The sequence below is a fragment of the Micromonospora sp. C28SCA-DRY-2 genome (assembly GCF_030519475.1).
Lineage (GTDB): Bacteria > Actinomycetota > Actinomycetes > Mycobacteriales > Micromonosporaceae > Micromonospora.
In genome coordinates this window covers 1,104,930-1,127,015 of sequence record NZ_JAUMKD010000002.1, presented here as the reverse complement: position 1 = coordinate 1,127,015, position 22,086 = coordinate 1,104,930, and the positions used below count along the sequence as shown (strand labels likewise).

Sequence of the window (22,086 nt, the reverse complement as noted above, 5' to 3'; positions counted from 1 at the left end):
CCCTCGCTCAACGAGACGTCACCGGGCGTCAGGAGCGGGCGGCGGCGCGGCGTTCGGCGTCGGCCTTCATCCGGGCGGCGCGGTCGATGTCGGCCTGCTGGACGGCGGCGACCGAGCCGAAGATGCTGACCGCCTGGTAGTACGTCCAGGCCAGGCTGTAGCAGGCGGGCCGGACGACCGAGTTGTACCGGGCGCAGACCCGCTTCAGGTCCTCGTAGAAGGCGCTGTCCAGCCGGGACTTGTTGGCCGGGAACTGGCCCATCGCCTTGTAGTTGCGGTACCCGAAGTCGTGCCGGTAGCAGGACAGGTTGAAGGTGAACCCGAGCGGGTTGTCCGGGCTGGACGAGCAGTAGTCGGTGGACCAGTCGAACGCGTAGTCGGCCCAGGCGTTCTTGTCCAGCCGGGCGGCGTTCCAGGAGTTGTAACTGGTGGCGCTGGTCTGGGTCCAGCTGGACAGCACGGAGAGCTTCTGCTGCGGCGTGACGGCGGCGGCCGGGCTGGCGATGCCGAGCACGACCAGCAGACCGAGCGCGCCCGAGGCGAGGAGCGTGGCGAGGCGACGGGGCATGGCGGACCTCCGCGAGGGTGTGCGGAACTCTTGTTACCGGCGGGTTACCGGGTGTCGATTAGTGTCGATGAGTCGTCCGCCCCGGATCTTGTATCGCTGTGAACTATTGGTGACATGAGTTGAAACAGACGAATGCCCCGGGCGTCGGTGACGCCCGGGGCATTCGGTCGGTGGGTCAGCGCACGAAGTGCGGCGGGCTGAGCGGGCTCTCGTTCGCCAGCCGGTCGAGCGCGGTCACGTAGTACGTGTAGCGCTTGCCGGGCTCGGCGGTGGTGTCCACCCAGGACTGCACAGCGCCGGGGGTGGCCCGGACGGTGTCCACCAGGTGCGCGGCGTCGGCGACGTCGCACTTCCCGGCCAGGTCGTAGCCGTCGAAGCGGTAGATCGCGTACGAGGTGGCGGTGCCGAGCGGGCCCATCCCGTCGGCCGGCTGCCGCCAGCGCAGCCGGACCCCGGCGTCCTCCCGGGCCGACCCGGTGACCACCGGCATGAGCAGGGGCTTGGCCGGCAGGTGCGACATGGTCGGGATCAGCGCCGGGCGGGAGTAGTGCTCGGCGGCGTAGATGTCGGTGGCGCCGAGCCGGTTCGCCCGGACCTGGACCGCCGAGAAGTGCACGTTACCCAGCACCTCCGGGTGCGACCGGTTCAGCGTCAGGTGGTTCGACAGCTCCTGCGGGTTCATCCAGAACGAGCCGTAGACCGGGTCGCCGCTCTTGTAGTCGGCCTGTCCGATGTAGAGCTGCACCTTCGTGCCGCGGACGGTCTCCGCCCACCACGGCACCAGCCGGGCGTAGTCGGCGGCCGGGTACTGGCCGATGTACCAGTACAGCTGCGGCACCACGTAGTCGATCCACTCCTCCTTGACCCACTTGCGGGTGTCCGCGGAGATGATGTCGTACGACTGGCTGCCGGTGGTGTCCGAGCCGAGCGGGTCGGCGGAGGCGTTGCGCCAGATGCCGAACGGGCTGACGCCGAACTTCACCCACGGCTTCTCGGCCTTGATCTTGGCGTTCATCTCCTGGATGAGCAGGTTGATGTTGTCCCGCCGCCAGTCGGCCTTGTTGGTGAAGCCACGGTTGTACGCCGCGAACGTCGCGTCGTCGGGCACCTGGTGGGTGCCGCTCGGGTACGGGTAGAAGTAGTCGTCGAAGTGCACGCCGTCGATGTCGTACCGCTTGACCGCGTCCATCATCGCGGTCTGCACGAACTCGCGGACCTCCGGGACGCCGGGGTTGTAGTAGAGCCGGCTGCCGGCGACGCCGGCCGGCGGGTACGCGAAGGTCCACTCCGGGTGCTGCCGCGCCGGGTGGTTCGGGGCGAGCTGGTTGATGTCCGCGCCGGCGCCGCTCGGGGCCGGCATGGAGACCCGGTACGGGTTGAACCAGGCGTGGAACTCCAGGTTGCGCTTGTGCGCCTCCGCCACCACGAAGGCCAGCGGGTCCCAGCCCGGGTCCTTGCCGCGCACCCCGGTCAGGTACTCCGACCAGGGCTCGTGCGGGGACGGCCAGAACGCGTCGGCGGTCGGGCGCACCTGGACCACGACGGCGTTGTGGTTCAGCCGCTCGGCCAGGTCCAGCCAGCCCAGGTATTCCGCCTTCTGGGCGGCGATCTGGTCCGGCGCGGTCCAGGACGCCTTGGTGGGCCAGTCGATGTTCGTGACGGACGCGATCCACATGGCCCGGAACTGCCGCTTCGGCGTGGCCGGGTCGGTGACGCAGGTGGTGGTGGCAGAGACGTCGGTCGCCGCCGCTTCGGTGGCGTGCGCGGGGGTGCCGGCGACGAGCGCGCCGAGCAGTGCCGCGGCCAGCCCGGCGGCTCCGAGCCGAGTTGCCTTCATGCGGTGTGTCCCTTCGTGGGAATCCCGTGGCAGGTTTCATCGCGGCGCCCTCGGCAAGATTCGCCGTCGGCTATCTACCGCTGGTAGGAAATTTTCACACCAGGAGTGCCGCGCGCAAGGGGTCCGGGCCGGTTCGGTCCGTCCGTCGGATAGGCGGCGCTCCGCCCCTCGGCGTCACGTTTCGCCTCGTGATCGGGGGCGCACCCAACGTGCTGACCGGATTGACCCGAAGGATGGCGGTTGGCGGGATCCGCTCTGGGTGCCGACGACGGTCTCATCAGCGGGCTCTACGCCGTCCGCAATCCGGAGAAGTTGTCCCGGGTTGAGCGGGAGATCGCGGTCAGCCGCTGACCCCGCCGGAGCGACGGCCGCGGCCCGGCACCCCACTGGGTGCCGGGCCGCGATGTTCGTGCGGGTCAGCGCTGGGCGCGGTACGCCTTGATGGCGCTGTCGACGGTGTCCCAGAGCGCGACCAGCGCCGTGCCGGCGACCACCACGGTGGCCACGGTGTTCAGGTTGTCGCCCTGGTTGAGCCACTCGAAGCGGTTCACGAGGTCGGGGTTGAGCAGCCGGTCGGTGGACATCAGCCAGATCACCGGCACTGCGAAGGCCAGGTTGAGCGCGGCGTTGACCGTGACCAGCGGCCAGGTCCATCGGCCGGTGCGGTACTTGGCGATCTCCAGCCCCACGGTGGCGACCAGCACGGTGATCAGGAACGGCAGCCAGAAGCTCCACAGCGCCGGGTCGAGGATCGGTAGGTTCTTCTCACCGTCGGTGGGGACGAACGACCGGAAGTGCTGTACCGGCAGGTAGGCGATGAACAGCGTCAGGAAGCCGATCGAGGCGGCGGTGTCGGTCAGGGTGATCTGCCGGTCGACCGGGCCTTCGGGGAGTTGGTCGACGCTCCAGCGGGGCAGGTGTAGTGGGGTTTTGGTGCGTTCCAGTACCGCGAAGACCAGGGTGACCCAGAAGGCGATGTGCAGCGCCACCGAGAGAGCCGTGGCGACGCCCTCGCCGATCGCCCCGCCGGGGTTGTCGCCGTCGGCGGCCGCGAGCAGCCCGACCAGGATGCCGACCGTGGCCGGTACGAAGCTGAGCAGCAGCTTCAGCAGCCGCTCCCAGGCCAGGTAGTAGGTCGGGCCGATGAGCTGCAACCGGCGGTCGGAGTAGCGGGCGGCCAGCTGTGCCGGGTCGCCCAGTTCGGTGAGGACCTCCCGCTCCGCTGTGGTGGCGTCCTGCCCGCCGGCCGTGCGGCCGTCGATCATGTCCTCGATCGAGCCGCGCAGTTCGGTGGCGATCTCCTCGCGGCGCGCGACCGGCACCGAGCGCAGGGTCGCGGCGAGGTAGCGGTCGGTCAGGGTGGTCATCGGTCGGCTCCTTCGATCAGTTGGGTCAGAGAGGTCTGTACGGCGGTCAGGTCGGTGAGGAGTCGGTCGAGCACCGACTCGCCCTCCGGGCTGGTCCGGTAGAACTTGCGCGGCCGGCTCTCCTCGGTGTTCCACTCGCTGGTCAGCAGCCCCTGCTCCTCCAGCCGCCGCAGCAGCGGGTAGAGCGTGTTGGCGTCGACCGGGAAGCCGTGGTCCGTGAGGCGTTGCAGCAGCGCGTAGCCGTAGTCGGGTCGGCGCAGGGCGACGAGGCTCGCCACCACGACCGTGCCCCGGCGCAATTCCTGGAGGTGGGTCCGCAGGATCTCATCGCTCACCATGCATCACACGATACTGTGTGACACACACTGTTGTCCACCACCATATCGTCGTGCTGATCACTCATGGTGTGACCGACGGGGAACATGTGCCGAGCCCACGTGGCGGGTTGCAGCTCCAGACGCCGACGGCGTGAGCCTGTCCGCCATCCGATCCCACCGGGCGCGACTGACCGCTCCGCCCCGCCGCGACAGGCCACATGCTGGCGACCCGCGCCGGCCGCGCTTCGAGAGCAGCGGAATGGCAGCGGTGCTGGTCAAGTGCCCGGTTGAGGTGGTGCCGCTGTTCGCCGCTGTGCCTAGCACGGCGGGGAAGACGTCCTCGACGGCGTGGATGGCGGTCAGCATCACGAAGGGGTCGTTGAACGTCTGAGTGGCGCCGTGGAGGCTGTCAATGTGCCGGTCACAAACCGGAAGCCATGCGGTCTGGCTTGATCGCTCCGCGGGCCGGGCTCCCCGAAACCCCTCGGTGGTCGCCCCGCCGCTGGTCGGTCACGCTTTCCCTGGCGTACGCGACAGCGCGGCGCCCGATCGGGTCGGGTGCCGCGCTGTCGACTTTCTCCGCTGACCGCTCTGCCTGCTGAGTCCTGCCTTCGCGGGGACCTCGGTCAGGGCTTCTGCTGCTCCGCCTGCTGGCTGCTCCGGCCTCGCGGGGTCCTGGTCAGGGCTTCTGCTGGGGCTCGGCGGTGGGGCCGTTGACCCGGGGTTTGCCGTCCTGCCAGGTGATCTCGTCGAGCCAGACCTGGCGGCCGGGGTCGGTGCTGCCCTCCTGGCCGGGCGGCCAGGCGTGGTAGAGCAGCCAGGTGCGGCCGTCCTTGACCACCATCGAGGCGTGCCCGGGGCCGGAGGCCACCTCGTTCGACTTCAGGATCGGGTTCTCCGGGGCCTTCACGCACGGGCCGGTGGGCGACTCGCAGACCGCGTAGCCCTCGGCGTACTCGGCGCGGTCGTAGGCGTTGGCGGCGAAGAAGAGGTACAGCCGGCCGTCCTGGCGGTGGAAGAACGGGCCCTCGATCAGGTTGCCCTCCCACGGCTCGGTCTGCTTGAGCAGCTTCGTCGGCTCGCCGACCAGGCGCAGCCCGTCGTCCGACAGGCGCTGCGACCAGAGCCAGGTGTCCACCCCGATGGCGTTGCCGTCGTTCTTCCAGAGCAGCCACAGGCTGCCGTCGGTGTCCCGGAACGGGCTCGCGTCGATCGAGCCGCCCTGCTCCGCCTGGCAGATCAGCGGCCCGGTCGAGTCGTCCCGGTACGGCCCCTGCGGCGTACTGGCGACCGCCCGCCCGACGCACTGCCGGCCCGACTCGCGCCCGGCCACCGTGTAGTAGAGCAGGAACCGGTCCGGCGCGAGTTGGATCGCCTCCGGGGCCCAGGTCTTCCCGGCGTCGGCCCAGCCGGGCAGGTCGGGCAGGGCGTCGCCGACCGGAGTCCAGTCCACCAGGTCGGGCGAGCTGAGCACCGGGACGTTCCGGCCGCCGGCGTTGGTGTGGAACAGGTACCAGGTGTCGCCCACCCGGATCGCCTGCGGGTCGGGCGCGTCGGTGCGTACGACCGGGTTGGTGAACATGCTCGGGTCGCTCCCGGTGCTCGTGGGGTTCGGGTCGTCGGCGCCGCCGCAGCCGGCGGCGAGCAGCGCGGCGGCGAGGACCGCCGCCGCGCCGCGCCCTCGGGCGATCATCCCTTCAGACCGCTGCGGGAGACACCCTGGATGATGTGCCGCTGGGCGAACACGAAGAGGATCAGCACCGGCACGCTGGCCAGCACCGCACCCGCCATGATCACCGGGTAGTCGGTCACGTAGGCGCCCTGGAGCAGGCCCAGGCCCGGCGGCAGGGTGAGCATCTCGGGGCTGAACAGCACGAAGATCGGCCAGAGGAAGTCGTTCCAGTTGGTCAGGAACGACAGCACCGCCAGGGTGGCCAGCGCCGGCTTGGACAGCGGCAGCACCACCCGGAGGAAGATCTGCCACTGGTTGGCGCCGTCCAGCACCGCGGCCTCCTCCAGCTCCCGGGGCAGGGAGAGGAAGAACTGCCGCAGGAAGAACACCCCGAACGCGCTGGCCGCGCCCGGCACGATCACCACCGTGAGGGTGTCGATCCAGTCCAGCGTGTCGACGATCAGGAAGTTCGGGATGATCAGCGAGGTCGGCGGGATGAACAGCGTCCCGACGATCAGCGCGAAGGTCACCCCGCGGCCGCGGAACCGCATCCGGGCCAGGGCGTACGCGGCCATCGAGGCGGTCACCAGCACCAGCAGCGCGTGCAGGGTGGCGGCCAGCATGCTGTTGAGGAACCAGCGCAGCACCGGGTTCGCCGAGTTGTTAACGATCTGCTCGTAGCCGTACCCGGAGACCGGATCGGGCAGCCAGGTGGGCGGGATCTGCTGGGCGCCGGCGTAGGTCTTCAGCGAGGTGATGACCATCCAGACCAGCGGGGTCAGGAAGACCAGGGCGAGCGCCACCAGGGTGGCGTAGAGCGCGGCGCGGCGCAGCCCGGTGCCCGGGGCGCGCGTGGCACCGGCGCGCCGGTCGACGGCGGTGCGCGTGGGTGTCGTCATGGCGGTCCCCTCAGTCTTCCCGGTAGCGGAAGAGGCGGAAGTTGGCGATGCTCACCACCGCCAGCATCAGGGCGAACACGATGCTCATCGCGGCGGCCCGACCGGCGTCGTTGTCCCGCAGCCCCTCCTCGACGATGAACCACACCACCGTGCGGGTCTCGGTGCCGGGCGCGCCCTGCGTGATGAGGAACGACTGGCCGAACACGTTCGCCGAGGCGAGCACGGTCGTGGTGATCACGAAGAGCAGCACCGGACGCAGCCCGGGGAGGGTGACGTGCCGGAACCGTTCCCAGGCGCTCGCGCCGTCCACCTTCGCCGCCTCGTACAGCTCGGCCGGGATGTCCTGGAGGCCGGCCAGGTAGATCACCGCGTTGAAGCCGGAGGTCCACCAGACGGTGACCCCGACCAGCGACACCCAGGCCCACGGCACGTCGGTCACCCACGGGGTGTCCGCGGGCAGGCCGACCGCGCCGAGCAGCCGGTTGACCAGACCCAGGTTGGCGTCCAGCAGGAACCGCCAGAGCAGGCCGATCACCGCCACACCCAGCACGTACGGCGCGAAGTAGATCGCCCGGAAGAAGGTCCGGCCGGGGAACGAGCGGTTCAGCAGCAGCGCCAGCCCCAGCGGGACCACCACCAGCAGCGGCACCGAGAACACGGTGAAGATGGCCGTGGCCCGTACGCTCTGCCACCAGTCGCCGTAGACGGCCGAGTCGCTGGAGAACAGCTCCTGGTAGTTGTCCAGCCCGACGAAGGGCCGGTTGGGCAGCTGGAAGTCCCACTGGTGCACGCTGAGCCAGACGCCGAGCAGGATCGGCAGCAGGCCGAAGACCCCGAACAGCACCAGGTACGGGGCGAGGAAGAGGTACGGCGTCAGCCGCCCGGTCCGGCGCGCCGAGGCGCCCCGGCGGGCGGTGCCGGCCGCCGGGGGCGGCGCGTCACCACGCGCCGCCCCGACCTCGAGCACGTCCGCCACGGGTGATCAGCTCCCGTACTTCTTGCGGTTGTCCTCGAGCTGCTTGTTCGCCTTGGCCGCACCGTCGTCCAGCGCCTGCTTGGGCGACTTCTTGCCCAGCGCGGCCTCGTTGAAGGAGTTGTAGAAGGTGGTCATGACCTCGCCGAGGCCCGGGGCCGCCGGCGGGAAGGCCGCGTACTCCAGCTCCGGGGCGAGCGCGTTGACCTCGGTGAGCGCCTTGAACTCGGCGCTGTCCCGGACCGTCTTGCGGGCCGGCACCTGGCCGCCCTTGGCCCAGTCGAGGGAGTGCTGGCTGAGCCAGTTGATGAAGACCTTCGCCGCGGAGACCTTGTTGGCGTCGTTGGCCCGCTGCTTGACGATGGTGAAGTTGTGCGAGTTGGCCCAGGCCGCCGGCTGGCTGCCGATCTGCGGCAGGGGCGCCACGCCCCACTGGATCTCCGGGCTCTTCTTCAGGTCGTTGATCTGCCAGATGCCGTTCCAGTTGAAGGCGTTCTTGCCGCTCTTGAAGGCCAGGTAGTCGGCGTCCTGGCCGACGTTGGCCGGGGAGTGGCCCTGCTTGATCAGGTCGACCAGCCAGGTGCACGCCTCGACGGCCTGGTCGGAGTTGAAGACCGCCTTGGTGGCCTCGGCGTCGAACACGCTGCCGCCCCACTGGTGCACCAGCGAGTAGAAGGTCATGCCGCCGGTGAACTGGAACGGGCTGACCCAGAAGCCCTGCACGCCCGACTTCTTCAGCTCGGTCAGCGCGGCGGTGTAGTCGTCCTTGGTGGTCGGCGGCTTGTTCGGGTCCAGGCCGGCCTTCTGCATGACCGCCTTGTTGTAGTAGAAGCCGAGCGGGTGCATGTCCAGCGGGATGCCGTACCGCTTGTTGTTGTAGAGGCCGCCCTGCCAGACGGTGGGGGCGAAGTCGCCCTCGGAGAGCTCCAGGGTCTTGGCCACGTCGTCCAGCTCGGTGATCACGCCGCGCGCGGCGAAGGTGGCGAGCTGGTCCATGTGCATGACCGCGATGTCCGGGCCGTTGCCGCTGGAGGCGGCGCCGGGCAGCTTGTTGTAGTAGTCGTCCCACTGGTAGGTGGCGATCGACACGGCGATGTTCTGGTGCTCGCTGTTGAACTGGTTCACCAGCGTCTTGAAGATGTCGCCGTCGCCGCCGGTGAAGCCGTTCCACAGCTTCAGGTCCACCTTCGGGCCGGTGTAGTCCTTGCCACCGTTGCCCGCCGCCGGGCCGGACTCGTCGCCGCCGCCGCAGCCGGCCAGCGTGAGCGTGGCCGCGGCGCCGAGCCCGAGCCCGAGGCCGAGCAGCCGCCGCCGGCTCATGTCGTTCTGCATCATGGCTGGTATCTCTCCTTGGGGGACGGGGTGAAATTGTGCCTGGTCAGGGCCGGTCCGGCGTCAGGTGCCGGCAGGGGCGAAACGCAGCACGTTCCAGGAGACGGCCGGCAGGCGCACGGAGCACCGGCCGCCGTCGATGGTGGGGGTGTTCAGCTGCCGGGGCGTCACCCGGTCGGGCTCGGCCTCGGTGTTCGTCGCCGTCGGGTCGTCCCCGGCGGCGAGGCTCAGGTGGGATGAAGCGGACAGTCCTGCCAGGCCGCGCAGGTCGAGCTGGAGTTCCAGGTCCGTGTCGTCCCGGTTGACGGCGAAGACCGTCAGCTCGCCGGTCTCCTCGTCCCGCACCGCGACGGTGTCCAGCACCGGGACGTCGCCGTACCGCTTGGTCTCGTAGTGGGGGGAGACCGGCTCGGTGCGCAGCACGGTGCCCCGGGCGTAGCGGGCGGTCAGCGCGAACGGGTGGAAGATGCTCTGCCGCCAGGCCGGCCCGCCGGTCCGGGTGCGGATCGGGGCGATCACGTTGGCCAACTGCGCCTGGCAGGCCACGCCGACCCGGTCGGCGTGCCGGAGCAGGGTGATCAGCAGGTCGCCGACCACCACCGCGTCGACAGCTGTGAAGTCGTCCTCGATCAGCGCGGGGGCCTCCACCCAGCCGCGCCGGTCCAGGTCGGCCTGGAGGCGGGACTGGTACCAGACGTTCCACTCGTCGAAGGAGATCTTGAGCTTGCGGGTGTGCCGCTGCTTGGCGGCCACGTGGTCGGCGGTGGCCACCACCTCGCGGATGAAGTGGTCCATGTCGACGGCGGAGGCGAGGATGCTCGCCCGGTCGCCGTCGGACGGGTCGTAGTAGGTGTGCGCGGAGATGTAGTCGACGTGCTCGTAGGTGTGTTCCAGCACGGTCGCCTCCCAGGAGGCGAAGGTCGGCATGGTCCGGTTGGAGCTGCCGCAGGCGACCAGGCTGATCGACGGGTCGATCATCTTCATCGCCCGGGCGGTCTCGGCGGCCAGCCGGCCGTACTCGTCGGCCGTCTTGTGGCCGACCTGCCACGGGCCGTCCAGCTCGTTGCCGAGGCACCAGAGCCGCACCCCGTACGGCTCCTCGGCGCCGTGCTTGCGGCGCAGGTCGGACAGCTGGGTGCCGCCCGGGTGGTTGGCGTACTCCAGCAGGTCGCACGCCTCCTGCACGCCGCGGGTGCCCAGGTTGACCGCCATCATCGGCTCGACGCCGGCCGCGGCGGCCCAGGTCATGAACTCGTCCAGGCCGAAGGCGTTGGTCTCGATGGTCTTCCAGGCCAGGTCGAGGCGGCGCGGCCGGTCGCCGACCGGGCCGATGCCGTCCTCCCAGCGGTAGCCGGAGACGAAGTTGCCGCCCGGGTAGCGGACCACGGAGACGCCCAGTTCGCGGGTCAGCTCCAGCACGTCGCCGCGCAGTCCGCGCGGGTCCGCGGTCGGGTGCCCGGGCTCGTAGACCCCGCCGTAGACGCACCGACCCATGTGCTCTACGAACGAGCCGAAGAGACGCCGGTCGGCCGGTCCGATCGCGAAGGCCGGGTCGATGGTGAGCTGCGCGGTCCGCAAGGGGGTGCCACCTTTCCTGTTGCCGGTTCCCAGTGACCGCGGTCACCGGGTGTCCCTGGTTTCTACAACGTTGTAAGCAACGTTGTAAAGGGGCTGTAATGCGGTCGTGACACGGTAAAGTGCGGTCAGCAACTCGGGGAGGAAGTCAGTGCGGCACAGGCTCAAGGACGTCGCGGAGCGGGCCGGCGTGTCGGTGAAGACTGTCTCGAACGTCGTCAACGGCTACGTGCACGTGCGGCCGGACACCCGGGCCCGGGTCGAGGAGGCCATCGCCGAGCTGAACTACCGGCCCAACCTCTCCGCCCGCAACCTGCGCAAGGGGCGTACCGGCGTGATCGCGCTGGCGGTGCCGGAGCTGGACATCCCGTACTTCGCCGAACTGGCCCGGCACGTGGTCACCGCCGCCGCCGAGCTGGGCTGGACGGTGCTGATCGACCAGACCGGCGGCGGCCGCGAGCAGGAACGGGTGGTCGCCTCGGGGATCACCGACCACCTGATCGACGGCCTGATCTTCAGCCCGCTGGCGCTCGCCGCCGAGGATCTCGCCGGCCTGGACGGCACCCCGATGGTGCTGCTCGGCGAGCGGGTCGACCACGGCCCCGCCGACCACGTGGTGATCGACAACGTGGCCGCGGCCCGGGAGATGACCGCCCACCTGATCGGGCTCGGCCGGCGCCGGATCGCCGCCATCGGCTCGCAGCGCACCCCGGAGGGCGCCAGCGCCCGGCTCCGGCTCGCCGGCTACACCGCCGCGCTCGCCGACGCCGGCATCGACTACGACGAGCGCCTGGTGGCGCCCGCGCCGGCCTGGCACCGCGCCGACGGCGCGGCCGCGATGCGCGGCCTGCTGGCCTCCGGCGTACGCCCCGACGCGGTCTTCTGCTTCAACGACACGCTGGCGCTCGGCGCCCTGCGCGCCCTGCACGAGGCCGGCCTGCGGGTGCCCGAGGACGTCGCGGTGGCCGGCTTCGACGACATCGAGGACGGCCGGTTCTCCATCCCCACCCTCAGCACCATCGCGCCGGACAAGGAACGCATCGCCCGCCTGGCGGTCGAACTCCTGGCCAACCGCCTGGACGCCGACCCCACCGCCCCACCCCAGGAACTCTCCGCCCCCTACCACCTGACCCCCCGAGAATCCACCTCGGCTCCCTAACCCCTCCTTTCCTCCCCACCCCGACTCCCTGTTGATCATAGCGAAGGCGGCGTTTCGATCCTCGAAAGCGCCGCTAACTTCATGATCAACCCGTGCGGGGGATGGGTGGGGGTGGGGGTGGGGGTGGGGGGTTAGGCGAAGAAGCGGGAGAGGTGGGTGGGGTGGGGGGTCGGCGTCGGGGGAGGGGGGGGGGTGAGGTCGGCGAAGATGGAGGCGCCGTCGCAGCCGGCGTGCAGCGGGTACCAGCGCGGGGTGCCCGGTGGGCGCTGGAGGCAGATCCCCTTGATCGTCTGTACGTCGAGCAGCCGGACGTGGGTCGGATCGGCGACCGCGTTCACGTGCCCCCACCACGGGCTCATCACGTGCAGCACGCCGCCCGGCCGGAGCACCCGGTGGCACTCGTCCACCAGCGGCAGGAAGTCGATCAGGTGCTCCAGGATGTGCACCGCGAAGAACACGTCCACCGAGTCGTCGGCCAGCGGCAGCGAGCCGGAGAGGTCGGCCACCGCGTCCACCCCACGTGCCGGGTAGATGTCCAGCCCCAGGTTGCCCGGCCACTGCTTGGTGGCGCCGCAGCCGAGGTCGACCACCACCGGGTCGCGGCCACCGACCCGCACCCGACACCAGACGGCGAACACCCCGGCCAGCCGACCGACCAGGTCCCGGACCAGGCGCAACTGGGCCGGCTCGGCGACCTCGCCGCTGAGATGCGCCACCCCGCGGTCGAAGCGCACCTCGACCGCCAGGTCCCGCAGCCGGACATCGTGCCGGACCTGCTCCGCCCACGCCTCGGCGAGGAAACCGTCGACCGCCCGCAGCCGCTCGGCCGAGGGCGGAGTCTGTGCCATCGCGACCATCGGCCCACCTCCGGCCGCCCGTTACCCGCATCTCCGTCCGGTATGCCTGGCCGCCGCTCCGCGACCAGTCCGGGATGGGGGCGGCCGGCGGGCCACGCGCGGTCCGAGGCGGACGGCAGAGGCCAACCGAGGCCGGGCCGATGGAACCGGAACCCGGCGGCTGGCGTGCTGCGGCGGAGGCTGGCGCGCTGGGACGGCGGCTGGCGCGCTGGGACGGCGGCTGGCGCGCTGGGACGGCGGCTGGCGTGCTGCGGCGGAGGCTGGCGCGCTGGGACGGCGGCTGGCGCGCTGGGACGGCGGCTGGCGTGCTGCGGCGGAGGCTGGCGCGGCGAGGGTCAGCCGGTGACGGTGCGGCGTTGCCGACCGCCGACGCGCATCCGCTGCCGGGGCGGCGGGGCGGCCGGCTTCGGCCGCTTGAGGTGGTAGCGGTGCAGCTCGTTGTTGCCGGGCAGGGACGGGTCCTCGCTCATCGCGACCAGCTCCCAGCCCTGGTCACCGGCCCGGTTCAGGTGGGCCAGCGCGGTGTCGCCGTAGGGCGTCACGTCGACCATGGAGCCGTCCGGGCCGTACCAGACGAAGACCACTTCCCAGCCGATGTCGTTGGTGGCGGCCTGGCGTCGCCGAACCAGCAGCGCGTACTCCCACTTGAGCATGGGGTCATTCTCGCCCCGCGGCGGCCGGCCGGCACGGATCAATCCTCGGCGATCCGTCCCGCGTCCACCCGCAGCCGCCGGTTGGTCGCCACCGCGGCGAGCATCCGCCGGTCGTGGGTCACCAGCAGCAGCGTGCCGGGGTAGCTGGCCAGCGCGGACTCAAGCTGTTCGATGGCGGGCAGGTCGAGGTGGTTGGTCGGCTCGTCCAGCACCAGCAGGTTGACCCCGCGGCCCTGCAACAGCGCCAGCGCCGCCCGGGTCCGCTCGCCGGGCGAGAGGGTGGCCGCCGGGCGGAGCACGTGCTGCGCGCGCAGGCCGAACTTGGCCAGCAGGGTCCGCGCGTCCGCCGGCGACAGCTCCGGTACGGCGGCCCGGAACGCGTCGATCAGCGGCGCGTCGCCGAGGAACAGCCCACGGGCCTGGTCCACCTCGCCGACCACCACGCCGGGGCCGAGGCTGGCCTGCCCGGAGTCCAGTGGCAGCCGGCCGAGCAGGGCGGCCAGCAGGGTGGACTTGCCGGAGCCGTTCGCCCCGGTCACCGCCACCCGGTCGGCCCAGTCGATCTGGAGGTTCACCGGCCCGAGGGTGAAGCTGCCCCGGCGTACCACCGCGTCGCGGAGCGTGGCCACGACGGCGCCGGCGCGGGGCGCGGCGGCGATCTCCATCCGCAGCTCCCACTCCTTGCGCGGCTCCTCGACCACCTCCAGCCGCTCGATCAGCCGCTCGGTCTGCTTGGCCTTCGCGGCCTGCTTCTCGGTCGCCTCGGCCCGGAACTTCCGGCCGATCTTGTCGTTGTCGGTGGCCTTGCGCCGGGCGTTCTTGACGCCCTTCTCCATCCAGGCCCGCTGGGTCCGGGCCCGCGCCTCCAGCGTCGCCCGGGTCTCGGCGTACTCCTCGAAGTCGGCCCGGGCGTGCCGGCGGGCCACCTCGCGCTCCTCCAGGTAGGCCGCGTAGCCGCCGCCGAAGTGGTTGACCTGCTGCTGGGCCAGGTCCAGCTCCAGCACCCGGGTCACCGTACGGGTGAGGAACTCCCGGTCGTGGCTGACCAGCACGGTGCCGGCCCGCAGCCCGGTGACGAACTGCTCCAGCCGCTCCAGCCCGGCCAGGTCCAGGTCGTTGGTCGGCTCGTCGAGGAGGAAGACGTCGTAGCGGCTGAGCAGCAGCGATGCCAGCCCGGCCCGGGCCGCCTGGCCGCCGGAAAGCCCGGTCATCGGGTGCTCCAGGTCGACCGCGAGGCCGAGCTCGGCGGCCACCTGCTCGGCCCGCTCGTCCAGGTCGGCGCCGCCGAGGGCGAGCCAGCGCTCCAGCGCCTCGGCGTACGTGTCGTCGGCGCCGGGGGTGCCCGCGCTGAGCGCCTCGGTCGCCGCGTCGAGGGCGACCTGCGCGTCGGCCACCCCGGTGCGCCGGGCCAGGAAGCCCCGGACCGTCTCGCCGGCGCGGCGCTCCGGCTCCTGCGGCAGGTGCCCGACGGTCGCGGTGGGCGGGCTGAGCGTCACGCTGCCGGCCTCCACCGGCAGCAATCCGGCGAGGGTACGCAGCAGCGTCGACTTGCCGGCCCCGTTCACCCCGACCAGGCCGACCACGTCCCCGGGCGCGACCACCAGGTCCAACCCCGAGAACAGCGCCCGGTCCCCGTGCCCCGCGGCCAGCCCCTTGACGATCATCGTCGCGCTCATCAGCCCGCCACCCTACCCCGCCCCGCCCCCCTCCCACCCCCGGCTTTCCCGCCCACTCCACTCGGCGATCTTGCAGTTCGTGCCCGGGCATGTCGGCCGGAAAGCCGCATATCGCGGGCACAAAGTGCAAGATCAGTGCGGAGATCCGGGGTGGAGCGGGCACACTGCTCGGCGTGGTGACCACTCTGGCGATCGACTGTGGGGGCGGCGGGATCAAGGCGTCCGTCCTCGACGAGGCGGGGACGATGCGGGCACGGCCGCTGCGGGTGCCCACGCCGTACCCGCTGCCGCCCGCGCTCTTCGTGAAGACGCTGCTCGGCCTGGGCGCCCGGCTGCCCGCGGCGGACCGGCTGACCGTCGGGATGCCCGGCATGATCCGGCACGGGGTGGTGGTGGCCACCCCGCACTACGTCACCCGGTCCGGCCCGCGCAGCAAGGTCCTGCCCGAACTGCTCGCCGAGTGGTCCGGGTACGACGCGCGGACCGCTCTCGCCGAGGCGTTCGGGGTGCCCGCGCTGGTGCTCAACGACGCCGAGGTGCACGGCGCCGGGGTGGTCGCCGGGACCGGCTGCGAGCTGGTGCTGACCCTGGGCACCGGGCTGGGCAGCGCGCTCTTCGACGGCGGGGTGCTCGCCCCGCACCTGGAGCTGTCGCACGCCCCGGTGCGCTGGGGCACCACCTACGACACGTACGTGGGGGAGCCGGAGCGGCGCCGGCTCGGCGACGCGTTCTGGTCGCGGCGGATCCGGCAGGTGGTGGACGGGCTGCGCCCGGTGTTCCGCTGGGACCGGCTCTACCTCGGCGGCGGCAACTCCCGGCTGATCCGGCCCGAGCAGCTGGCCCGGATGGGCGACGACGTGGTGGTGGTGCCCAACAGCGCCGGCATCGTCGGCGGCGTCCGCGCCTGGGAGCTGGCCGCCGGCCGGCACGACGCCACCGCCTGAGGCCCGGGCCCGTCGGGGAACAGTCGCGGTACGGCCGGTGTTGTGCCAGCGTCGGAGGAGTGGCGGCGTGACACGAGGGGGTGGGTGCGATGGATCTTCTGGCCGAGTACCGGCGGGCGAACCTGTTCTTCGAAGCCGGTGACCCGACCGGAGCGGCCCGGCTGCTCGAACCGATCGTCGAGGCCGAGCCGGGCAACGCCGCGGTCCGCCAGCTGCTGGCCCGGGCGTACTTCCAGTCGGCCCAGCTCGGCCGGGCCGAGGAGCAGCTGCGGGAACTGGTCGACCGGGACCCCAGCGACCATTACGCCCACCACGTGCTGGGCCGGACGCTGGAGCGGCTGAACCGGCCCGCCGACGCGCTGCGGCACCTGCGCATCGCGGCGGCGATGCACTCGGGCAACGACGACTACCGCACCGCCCTGCGCCGGGTCGAGACCCGGGTCGCCGGCGGTCGGTGACGCGGAGACCGGGCGACGCGCCCGGGGTGTGGTCGCATGGACGGGGCAGCTCGACAGGGCTGCCCCGACCTGTCTCCGCCGCCCGCCCGATCCGCACCCGGATCAGCCGAAGCGGGCGGCCTACCATCGAGTCCATGGGACCTGACCTGCCGGTGGGTGCGGCGTGAAGCTGAAGCTGGACCTGCACGACATCTTCAACAAGGGCCACGACATCGACCGCGCGCTGCGCGGGATCATGGACGAGGCGGTGGCGAAGAAGGCCACCCTCGTCGAGATCATCCCCGGCAAGGGCTCCGGCCAGCTGAAGAAGCGGGTGCTGCGGTTCCTCGACCAGAAGGACGTCAAGCAGCTCTACCACCGGGTCGAGAAGGATTCGAAGAACTTCGGCCGCCTCTTCGTCCACTTCCGCTGGAAGTAAGGGCCGCAGCTACCTAACCTCCTACGCCTCGCCGACATAGCCCCCGACCAGCAGAAACGCCTTCCGTCACTTTCCGGCATCTTCCGCCGCTACTCGCGCTCGGTTGTGCTGGATCTGTTCCCGGCCCTGAACCCAGGATTTCCGACGTGGCGGTTGTTGACAGCTCGGCACGGAGGTCGCCGGCCATCGACCGGGTCACCGAGGTTTGTTGGCTGGCCGACGGCTCGTCCCACTACGTGGGAAGCCGCTGAAAAAGTTCAGCAGGGCGTCCGCGTAGGGGGTCGCCGAAGCCAAGCTCGAGGAGCAGCAGCAGCCTGAGCTGGTGTTCGTTCCGTCTCCGCGAACCCGACCCCACGGAGCCCGGGGGTCCCCAGCGTGCACTTGAGTAGCGCTGGGGCCTACTCGAGTAGGCGGAAGTCCTTGAAGCTTGGCCCCGAGTTCTGGTCCAATAAGGAAGCCCCAGCCAGACCTGGCTGGGGCTTCCCTCGAGTCCTAGCGGGATTCGCCAAGCTCTCTCGTTGACACCCAGAGCGTACGGCACCGCGATCCGGACCGGAACCTGAAAGGGAGGTTTGGTCACAGGTGACCACGCCACAGGGGCAGAGCCCGCCCCCGTTCATCGATCCGAGCAAGGCATCGGCCATCCCGTGCTTGGTGGTGGACGACCACCAGGTCCTCGCCACCCTCGCGCTGGGGCACCTGCTGCAGCTGGTGCCCGACCCTATGCAGTTCGAGGATAAGCGAGCCCAGCACTCGCTGTTCACGAACCCGGCCCTGGTCGACCTCGCCGAAAAGAGGGAGACCATCCAGCGCTACTTCAATGGCGCGAAAAAGTCGAACTTGCCGAAGTACGCGGATTTTATTGCGGAGCGGGTCCAGAAGAGCAAGCATCGAGGCACGCCGCCGATTTGCCTGGGCACGACGTCGAAACTTACGGTCGTTCCAAACCCGAGTGACGGCACCGCTAGGGTCGCAATTCCTTATAGCCGCTACTTCCTTGCTGTGGACGGTGAGACGCAGCGCGCAGCCTGGCAGCTCGTAACCAACAAGGTTTGGGAGCTCAGTCGGGCCGGGCTGATTGAGGAAGAAATTCTTGAGAATGTTCGAGTGCCCGTTGAAATCCATCACGGCTTGACCGTTGATGACCTTCAGGCGTTGTTCTACGAGCGCAACGTGCTGGGCGCGAAGGTTAACGTGAACGAGGCAATCGCCAAGGACCAGCGCGATCCTGCAACGCAGATCGTCCGAGCGGTGATGGCCATGGCGATCCAGCACCCAAGCGGGCAGAGGACACCTACCTCAGCGGTGGTGATGCAGCAGAGCAGACAGGTCGGGAAGAACGCGCCAGAGTGGATCACGCTTTCCGCCCTTCGGACCTTGGTGGTCACGACGCTGTACGGCCGGGCCGGGTTGCAGTACGGTGCTAAGCCGGTGCCGATGCCGGATAACGTCGACTTCGAGTCGTTAAAGGCTGAAGTCGCTAACGTCGCGCACCTGGTCCTTCAGACCTTTGCTGCTCAGTTCGCTAACCGGGACAAGTTCTTGATTGGAAGCCCTGCTATCCTGGCTGGGATTGGGGTCGCTGCGAATCGCACACTCGGCAGCATGAAGCCCGCCTCGGATAAGCCCCGCCTCACCGTGAAGCAGCTCCTTGACATGCTCTCGGAGATCAGATGGGAGCGGGACGGATTCTGGGATGGTATCGGTACACGGAAGACGCCAAAGGGAGTGACGACGGTCGCCGGCCCGAAGGAGGTTGGCTACGCGGTGTCGGACGCGATCGACGGGACCAATCCAGTGAGCGCTGCCCAGATCCGAGGTCGCCCCAGTCCGCCTCCGGCTCAAGAGCCCATGCTGATGGGGGAACTGCAGTAGACCGAGGTGAGGCACCTGAGCTTAGGTGCCTCACCTCGTTTGCGTCACAGCAGGGCGACCAGACTCGAGAAGTTGGGACGATCTCTGTAAGCTCTGGCCTGTGACGTCGCACCGCTCGTCGCCGCTTCACCCACTCAGGACGGTAGAGCGGCCAGCTTTCGAGGAGGGCGACGGGCCTCTCCGCATTGTTGATCTCTTTTCGGGCTGCGGTGGTCTTACGCTGGGTGTTGCTCAAGCTGCTGCCAGTCACGGGCTCGCCCTAGATGTGAGGCTTGCAGTCGACTTCGACGAAGCAGCCGTTGGCGTGTACAGGGCGAACTTTCCCAAGGCCCACACACAGCTTGCTGCTGTGGAGACGCTCGTGGACGCTCCGCTGGGGTCAGACCTGTCTACAGCGGAGGAAGCTTTGGCGATCGCTGTAGGGAATCCAGTTCATGCCCTCGTCGCCGGTCCACCCTGCCAAGGCCATAGCGACCTCAATAATCACACGCGCCGGTCCGACCCGAAGAATGAGCTTTACCTCCGGGTAGCCCGAGCGGCCGAAGTCCTGAGGCCCAGGGCTGTGATGATCGAGAATGTACCCGCCGTTAAGCATGACCGGGCAAACGTTGTCTCCGCGACCATCTCTCAGCTTGAACAGCTGGGCTATCAGGTCCATGACTCGGTGGTAGGTCTCGACCGCCTGGGCGTTGCCCAGCGCCGCCGGCGCCATGTTCTCGTTGCCGTGACGTCAGACATGACGCCGCCCGCAGTGTTGCTAGGCGGCTTGGGCCAAGTCGACGCCAGAGACCTCCGCTGGGCCATCGGCGACCTAGCCGACATCGCCGAGCCGCAGGGCTGGGACAGGCCGTCCCGCGTCAGCGCGGATAACCTTGCGAGGATGCGGTGGTTGCTCGACCACGACGCCTTCGACCTCCCAAATGATCTCCGGCCCCGATGCCATCAAGGTAACCACTCTTACAAGTCCATGTATGGCAGGCTGCGCTGGGATCAGCCGGCGCAGACGGTGACCAGCGGGTTCGGCAGCATCGGTCAGGGGCGCTACATGCATCCCGACCAGCCCCGTGCCTTGACGCCTCACGAGGCAGCGAGGATCCAGGGGTTCCCTGACTATTTCCGGTTCGAGCAGGTTGCTTCAAGGGGGGCGCTCGCTACGATGATCGGCAATGCGGTGCCTCCAGCGCTCGGCCTAGCAATCTTTGATGCCCTTATACCGGAAATGGGCATAACAGCACGCTGAGCGTCGAGTGCGCCGCACCGTCGGAGCGAACGTGCACTAGGGGGCTGTCTTGGCGATCAACACAGAGCTTGTCAGGGTCGCGCTGGACCGAGTCGACGGATCAACGTTCGAGCGTTTCATCAATCAGTTTTACCCCAGTGTGGTCGGGGCTGACTTCTTTCCATTGGGCGGTGTGAAGGATGGCGGCGCCGATGCCTTCGGGGGGGACCGAGTCTACGAGAAGGGCGGCTCGGCTGAGATCTTCTACCAAGCAACGGTTCAAGAAGATTTCCGAGCAAAGATTCGGCACACTGTCGCTCGCCTGAAAGAGTTCGGCCGTAATCCGAGGAGTCTTTACTACCTCACCTCTCGCTCGATCCGTCATATTGACAGAGAGGAAGATACTCTAGGCGAGGAGCTTGGAGTAACCATCCGTATTCGTGACGCTTCATATATCGTCAATCATATCAACAGCGACAAGAACACCCGAAATGCTTTCGAAGAACACCTACGGCACCTTACGGATTTCCTGAGGCACGTTGGTTCCAGCACGCTCATCACACCAACCGCCAACGTTCGCTCTCCCGCGGTCTACGTTTTCCTTCGGCAGGAGCTGGACCGTCGGGGCGGGAACGAGTCTCTCGTCAACTCGGTCATCGACAGCCTCGTGCTCTGGGCTCTTGAGGGGACAGATCCGGAGCAAGATAAATTCATGACGGCAGAAGAGGTCGAGCAAAAGATTCTTTCGGAAATACCTGCGGCGAAAGCACTTGTAGCCGGGCGTGCGCAGGGCCGCCTGGAGTCTTTGGCGACTAAGGGTAGGCCTGGGGGTCGGAAGGTTACTTGGTATAGGAGAGATCGCAAATTCTGTCTCCCCTTCCATAGTCGGGAACTGATCGAGCAGCAAAACCTGAAGGACGAAGCCCTTCGCCTGCAAGTGCTTAACGACTTCTATGCTAGGGCAAGCAAGAACTACCCGGACATGCCCGAAAAAAGCCTGCGGGCGATAGCGCATATCACGCTACGAGCCTTTCAACTGGTATTTGAACGGGAAGGACTGGAGTTCTCTCATTTCATAAGCCAAGAAGCGCCGGCAGAATACCCGACCATGTCTGATGCGGTGCGGGATGCGTTAGCGGAAGCGCGAGTTTCTGGTGCACGTTCGATCGAACTAGGGGTGGCATGCCTAGCAACGGTACGCGGTTGCTTCTACGATTCGACCCCGGAAGAGCGATCCTACCTGGGGAAACTCGCTCGGACATACACGCTGCTATTCACGCTCAACACCGAACCCAAGCTGGTTCAGTACTTCCAAGATATGGCGGCAGACTTCCATCTTCTCGTGGGTAGCGATCTGTTGGTGCGAGCCTTAAGCGAGCGCTACCTTCCAGAACCCGACCGCCTCACCAGGAACGCGTTGATTCTTGCCGCAAGGGCAGGGGCGAAGCTGATACTTACGCAGCCCGTGCTAGAAGAGGTCGTAGGACATTTGCGGGCAAGCGACTTCGAGTACAAGAACCACATCCAGCCAATAGAACACCGGATAACACCGGAAATGGCCGCGGCTGCGCCGAAGATCCTCAATCGGACGTACCTGTACGCAAAGCTTGACCCCCTACTGAGCACAACCGCTCCGGATAGCTGGCGCTCCTTTGTTGAGCAGTTCTGTGATTACGGCGCCCTGCATCGGCCTGAGGCACTAGACGAGATCAGAAGGTATCTTCAATTCACCTTCAGCATGTCCTATCAAAGTACGGATGACTTAAAGAAGGTTGTGGAAGCTGCGACAGTTGATGAGCTTACCGAACGTCTCCTAGTGACCAAGCCGGATCTCCGTCTAGCCCAAAACGACGCTCTTCTGGCTTGTTCCGTTTACGGACGGCGTGAGCAAAATGGGGAGACCTCACAGCTCACTGAATTCGGCTATAACACATGGTGGCTGACAAGGGAAACCGCGATTTTGCGGCATACGCGGGAACTCGTTGCGGCCAACCACGGCGCTCGGTACATCATGCGTCCGGATTTCCTGCTGAACTTTCTGGCTTTCGCGCCAAGCGTTGATCAGGCACGCCAAACTTTCGGCAATGTTTTTCCAAGTTCCTTGGGCATTCAACTGTCACGAAATATGGGCGAAGCAGCCTTTCGTCAGATCATGGCAGGCGTGAGGGCCGCTGAAGCCCTGGACGATGGCCGGAGGAACGCCGCGATGGCTCGCTACGCTGATCAATTGAAGAGCGACTTCGCCCGGAAGTACCTGTTCGAGCTCCCTTGACCGCACGACGTCTTC

The 22,086-nt window shown here is 68.5% G+C and carries 18 protein-coding genes and 1 pseudogene; 7 read left to right on the top strand and 12 right to left on the bottom strand.

From position 1 onward, the window contains the following. Window positions 1-28: 28 nt before the first annotated feature. The 9 genes from Q3W71_RS13700 to Q3W71_RS13660 all read right to left on the bottom strand — a co-directional run bounded on the left by Q3W71_RS13700 (window position 29) and on the right by Q3W71_RS13660 (window position 10,543). Window positions 29-568: a phospholipase gene (locus Q3W71_RS13700; RefSeq protein WP_302919622.1), complete on the bottom strand. Its 540-nt coding sequence runs from the start codon at window positions 566-568 to the stop codon at window positions 29-31. Between the two features lie 175 nt (window positions 569-743). Then, window positions 744-2,405 (bottom strand): glycoside hydrolase family 10 protein, encoded by a 1,662-nt coding sequence (locus Q3W71_RS13695; RefSeq protein ID WP_302919621.1) that lies wholly within the window; start codon window positions 2,403-2,405, stop codon window positions 744-746. Window positions 2,406-2,821: 416 nt separating this feature from the next. Next, complete coding sequence (locus Q3W71_RS13690) at window positions 2,822-3,772, bottom strand: permease prefix domain 1-containing protein (protein WP_302919620.1); 951 nt, start codon at window positions 3,770-3,772, stop codon at window positions 2,822-2,824. Then, the gene (locus Q3W71_RS13685) at window positions 3,769-4,110 is read right to left on the bottom strand and encodes a PadR family transcriptional regulator (protein WP_302919619.1); all 342 of its coding nucleotides are present in this window, start codon (window positions 4,108-4,110) and stop codon (window positions 3,769-3,771) included. Before Q3W71_RS13685 ends, Q3W71_RS13690 begins: the two co-directional genes overlap by 4 nt. A gap of 658 nt (window positions 4,111-4,768) precedes the next feature. Beyond that, a complete protein-coding gene (locus Q3W71_RS13680; RefSeq protein ID WP_302919618.1) occupies window positions 4,769-5,782 on the bottom strand; it encodes a glycoside hydrolase family 43 protein in 1,014 nt (337 codons plus the stop codon). Beyond that, the gene (locus Q3W71_RS13675; RefSeq protein ID WP_302919617.1) at window positions 5,779-6,660 is read right to left on the bottom strand and encodes a carbohydrate ABC transporter permease; all 882 of its coding nucleotides are present in this window, start codon (window positions 6,658-6,660) and stop codon (window positions 5,779-5,781) included. The genes Q3W71_RS13680 and Q3W71_RS13675 overlap by 4 nt, the downstream gene beginning before the upstream one ends. A gap of 10 nt (window positions 6,661-6,670) precedes the next feature. Continuing rightward, window positions 6,671-7,636: a carbohydrate ABC transporter permease gene (locus Q3W71_RS13670; RefSeq protein WP_302919616.1), complete on the bottom strand. Its 966-nt coding sequence runs from the start codon at window positions 7,634-7,636 to the stop codon at window positions 6,671-6,673. A gap of 6 nt (window positions 7,637-7,642) precedes the next feature. Continuing rightward, window positions 7,643-8,968 carry an ABC transporter substrate-binding protein gene (locus tag Q3W71_RS13665; RefSeq protein WP_302919615.1) on the bottom strand — a complete coding sequence of 442 codons (1,326 nt, stop codon included), beginning with the start codon at window positions 8,966-8,968 and terminating at the stop codon, window positions 7,643-7,645. Between the two features lie 60 nt (window positions 8,969-9,028). Continuing rightward, complete coding sequence (locus tag Q3W71_RS13660) at window positions 9,029-10,543, bottom strand: alpha-N-arabinofuranosidase (protein ID WP_302919614.1); 1,515 nt, start codon at window positions 10,541-10,543, stop codon at window positions 9,029-9,031. 148 nt (window positions 10,544-10,691) lie between these two features. Here Q3W71_RS13660 and Q3W71_RS13655 point away from each other — a divergent pair, with 148 nt between their 5' ends. Next, a complete protein-coding gene (locus tag Q3W71_RS13655; RefSeq protein WP_302919613.1) occupies window positions 10,692-11,699 on the top strand; it encodes a LacI family DNA-binding transcriptional regulator in 1,008 nt (335 codons plus the stop codon). Window positions 11,700-11,830: 131 nt separating this feature from the next. Here Q3W71_RS13655 and Q3W71_RS13650 read toward each other — a convergent pair whose 3' ends face one another. The 3 genes and pseudogenes from Q3W71_RS13650 to Q3W71_RS13640 all read right to left on the bottom strand — a co-directional run bounded on the left by Q3W71_RS13650 (window position 11,831) and on the right by Q3W71_RS13640 (window position 14,885). Next, window positions 11,831-12,556, bottom strand: coding sequence for a methyltransferase domain-containing protein (locus Q3W71_RS13650; RefSeq protein WP_302919612.1), 726 nt, complete (start codon window positions 12,554-12,556; stop codon window positions 11,831-11,833). 407 nt (window positions 12,557-12,963) lie between these two features. Then, window positions 12,964-13,209 (bottom strand): annotated as a pseudogene (locus Q3W71_RS13645) (hypothetical protein); the annotation flags it as partial. 38 nt (window positions 13,210-13,247) lie between these two features. Next, complete coding sequence (locus Q3W71_RS13640; protein WP_302919611.1) at window positions 13,248-14,885, bottom strand: ABC-F family ATP-binding cassette domain-containing protein; 1,638 nt, start codon at window positions 14,883-14,885, stop codon at window positions 13,248-13,250. A gap of 173 nt (window positions 14,886-15,058) precedes the next feature. On the opposite strand from Q3W71_RS13640, the gene Q3W71_RS13635 reads away from it, so the two are divergent. From Q3W71_RS13635 to Q3W71_RS13610, 6 genes are all read left to right on the top strand, one after another. Beyond that, window positions 15,059-15,829, top strand: coding sequence for an ROK family protein (locus Q3W71_RS13635; RefSeq protein ID WP_088996160.1), 771 nt, complete (start codon window positions 15,059-15,061; stop codon window positions 15,827-15,829). Between the two features lie 89 nt (window positions 15,830-15,918). Continuing rightward, complete coding sequence (locus Q3W71_RS13630) at window positions 15,919-16,287, top strand: M48 family metallopeptidase (RefSeq protein ID WP_302919610.1); 369 nt, start codon at window positions 15,919-15,921, stop codon at window positions 16,285-16,287. Between the two features lie 163 nt (window positions 16,288-16,450). Then, the gene (locus Q3W71_RS13625) at window positions 16,451-16,705 is read left to right on the top strand and encodes a Smr/MutS family protein (RefSeq protein WP_013736060.1); all 255 of its coding nucleotides are present in this window, start codon (window positions 16,451-16,453) and stop codon (window positions 16,703-16,705) included. A 582-nt stretch (window positions 16,706-17,287) separates the two neighbouring features. After that, entirely contained in the window at window positions 17,288-18,580 is a 1,293-nt protein-coding gene (locus Q3W71_RS13620; protein ID WP_302919609.1) for a DNA sulfur modification protein DndB, read from the top strand. A gap of 100 nt (window positions 18,581-18,680) precedes the next feature. After that, complete coding sequence (locus tag Q3W71_RS13615; RefSeq protein WP_302919608.1) at window positions 18,681-19,820, top strand: DNA cytosine methyltransferase; 1,140 nt, start codon at window positions 18,681-18,683, stop codon at window positions 19,818-19,820. Between the two features lie 49 nt (window positions 19,821-19,869). Next, complete coding sequence (locus Q3W71_RS13610; protein WP_302919607.1) at window positions 19,870-22,071, top strand: hypothetical protein; 2,202 nt, start codon at window positions 19,870-19,872, stop codon at window positions 22,069-22,071. Window positions 22,072-22,086 lie beyond the last annotated feature (15 nt).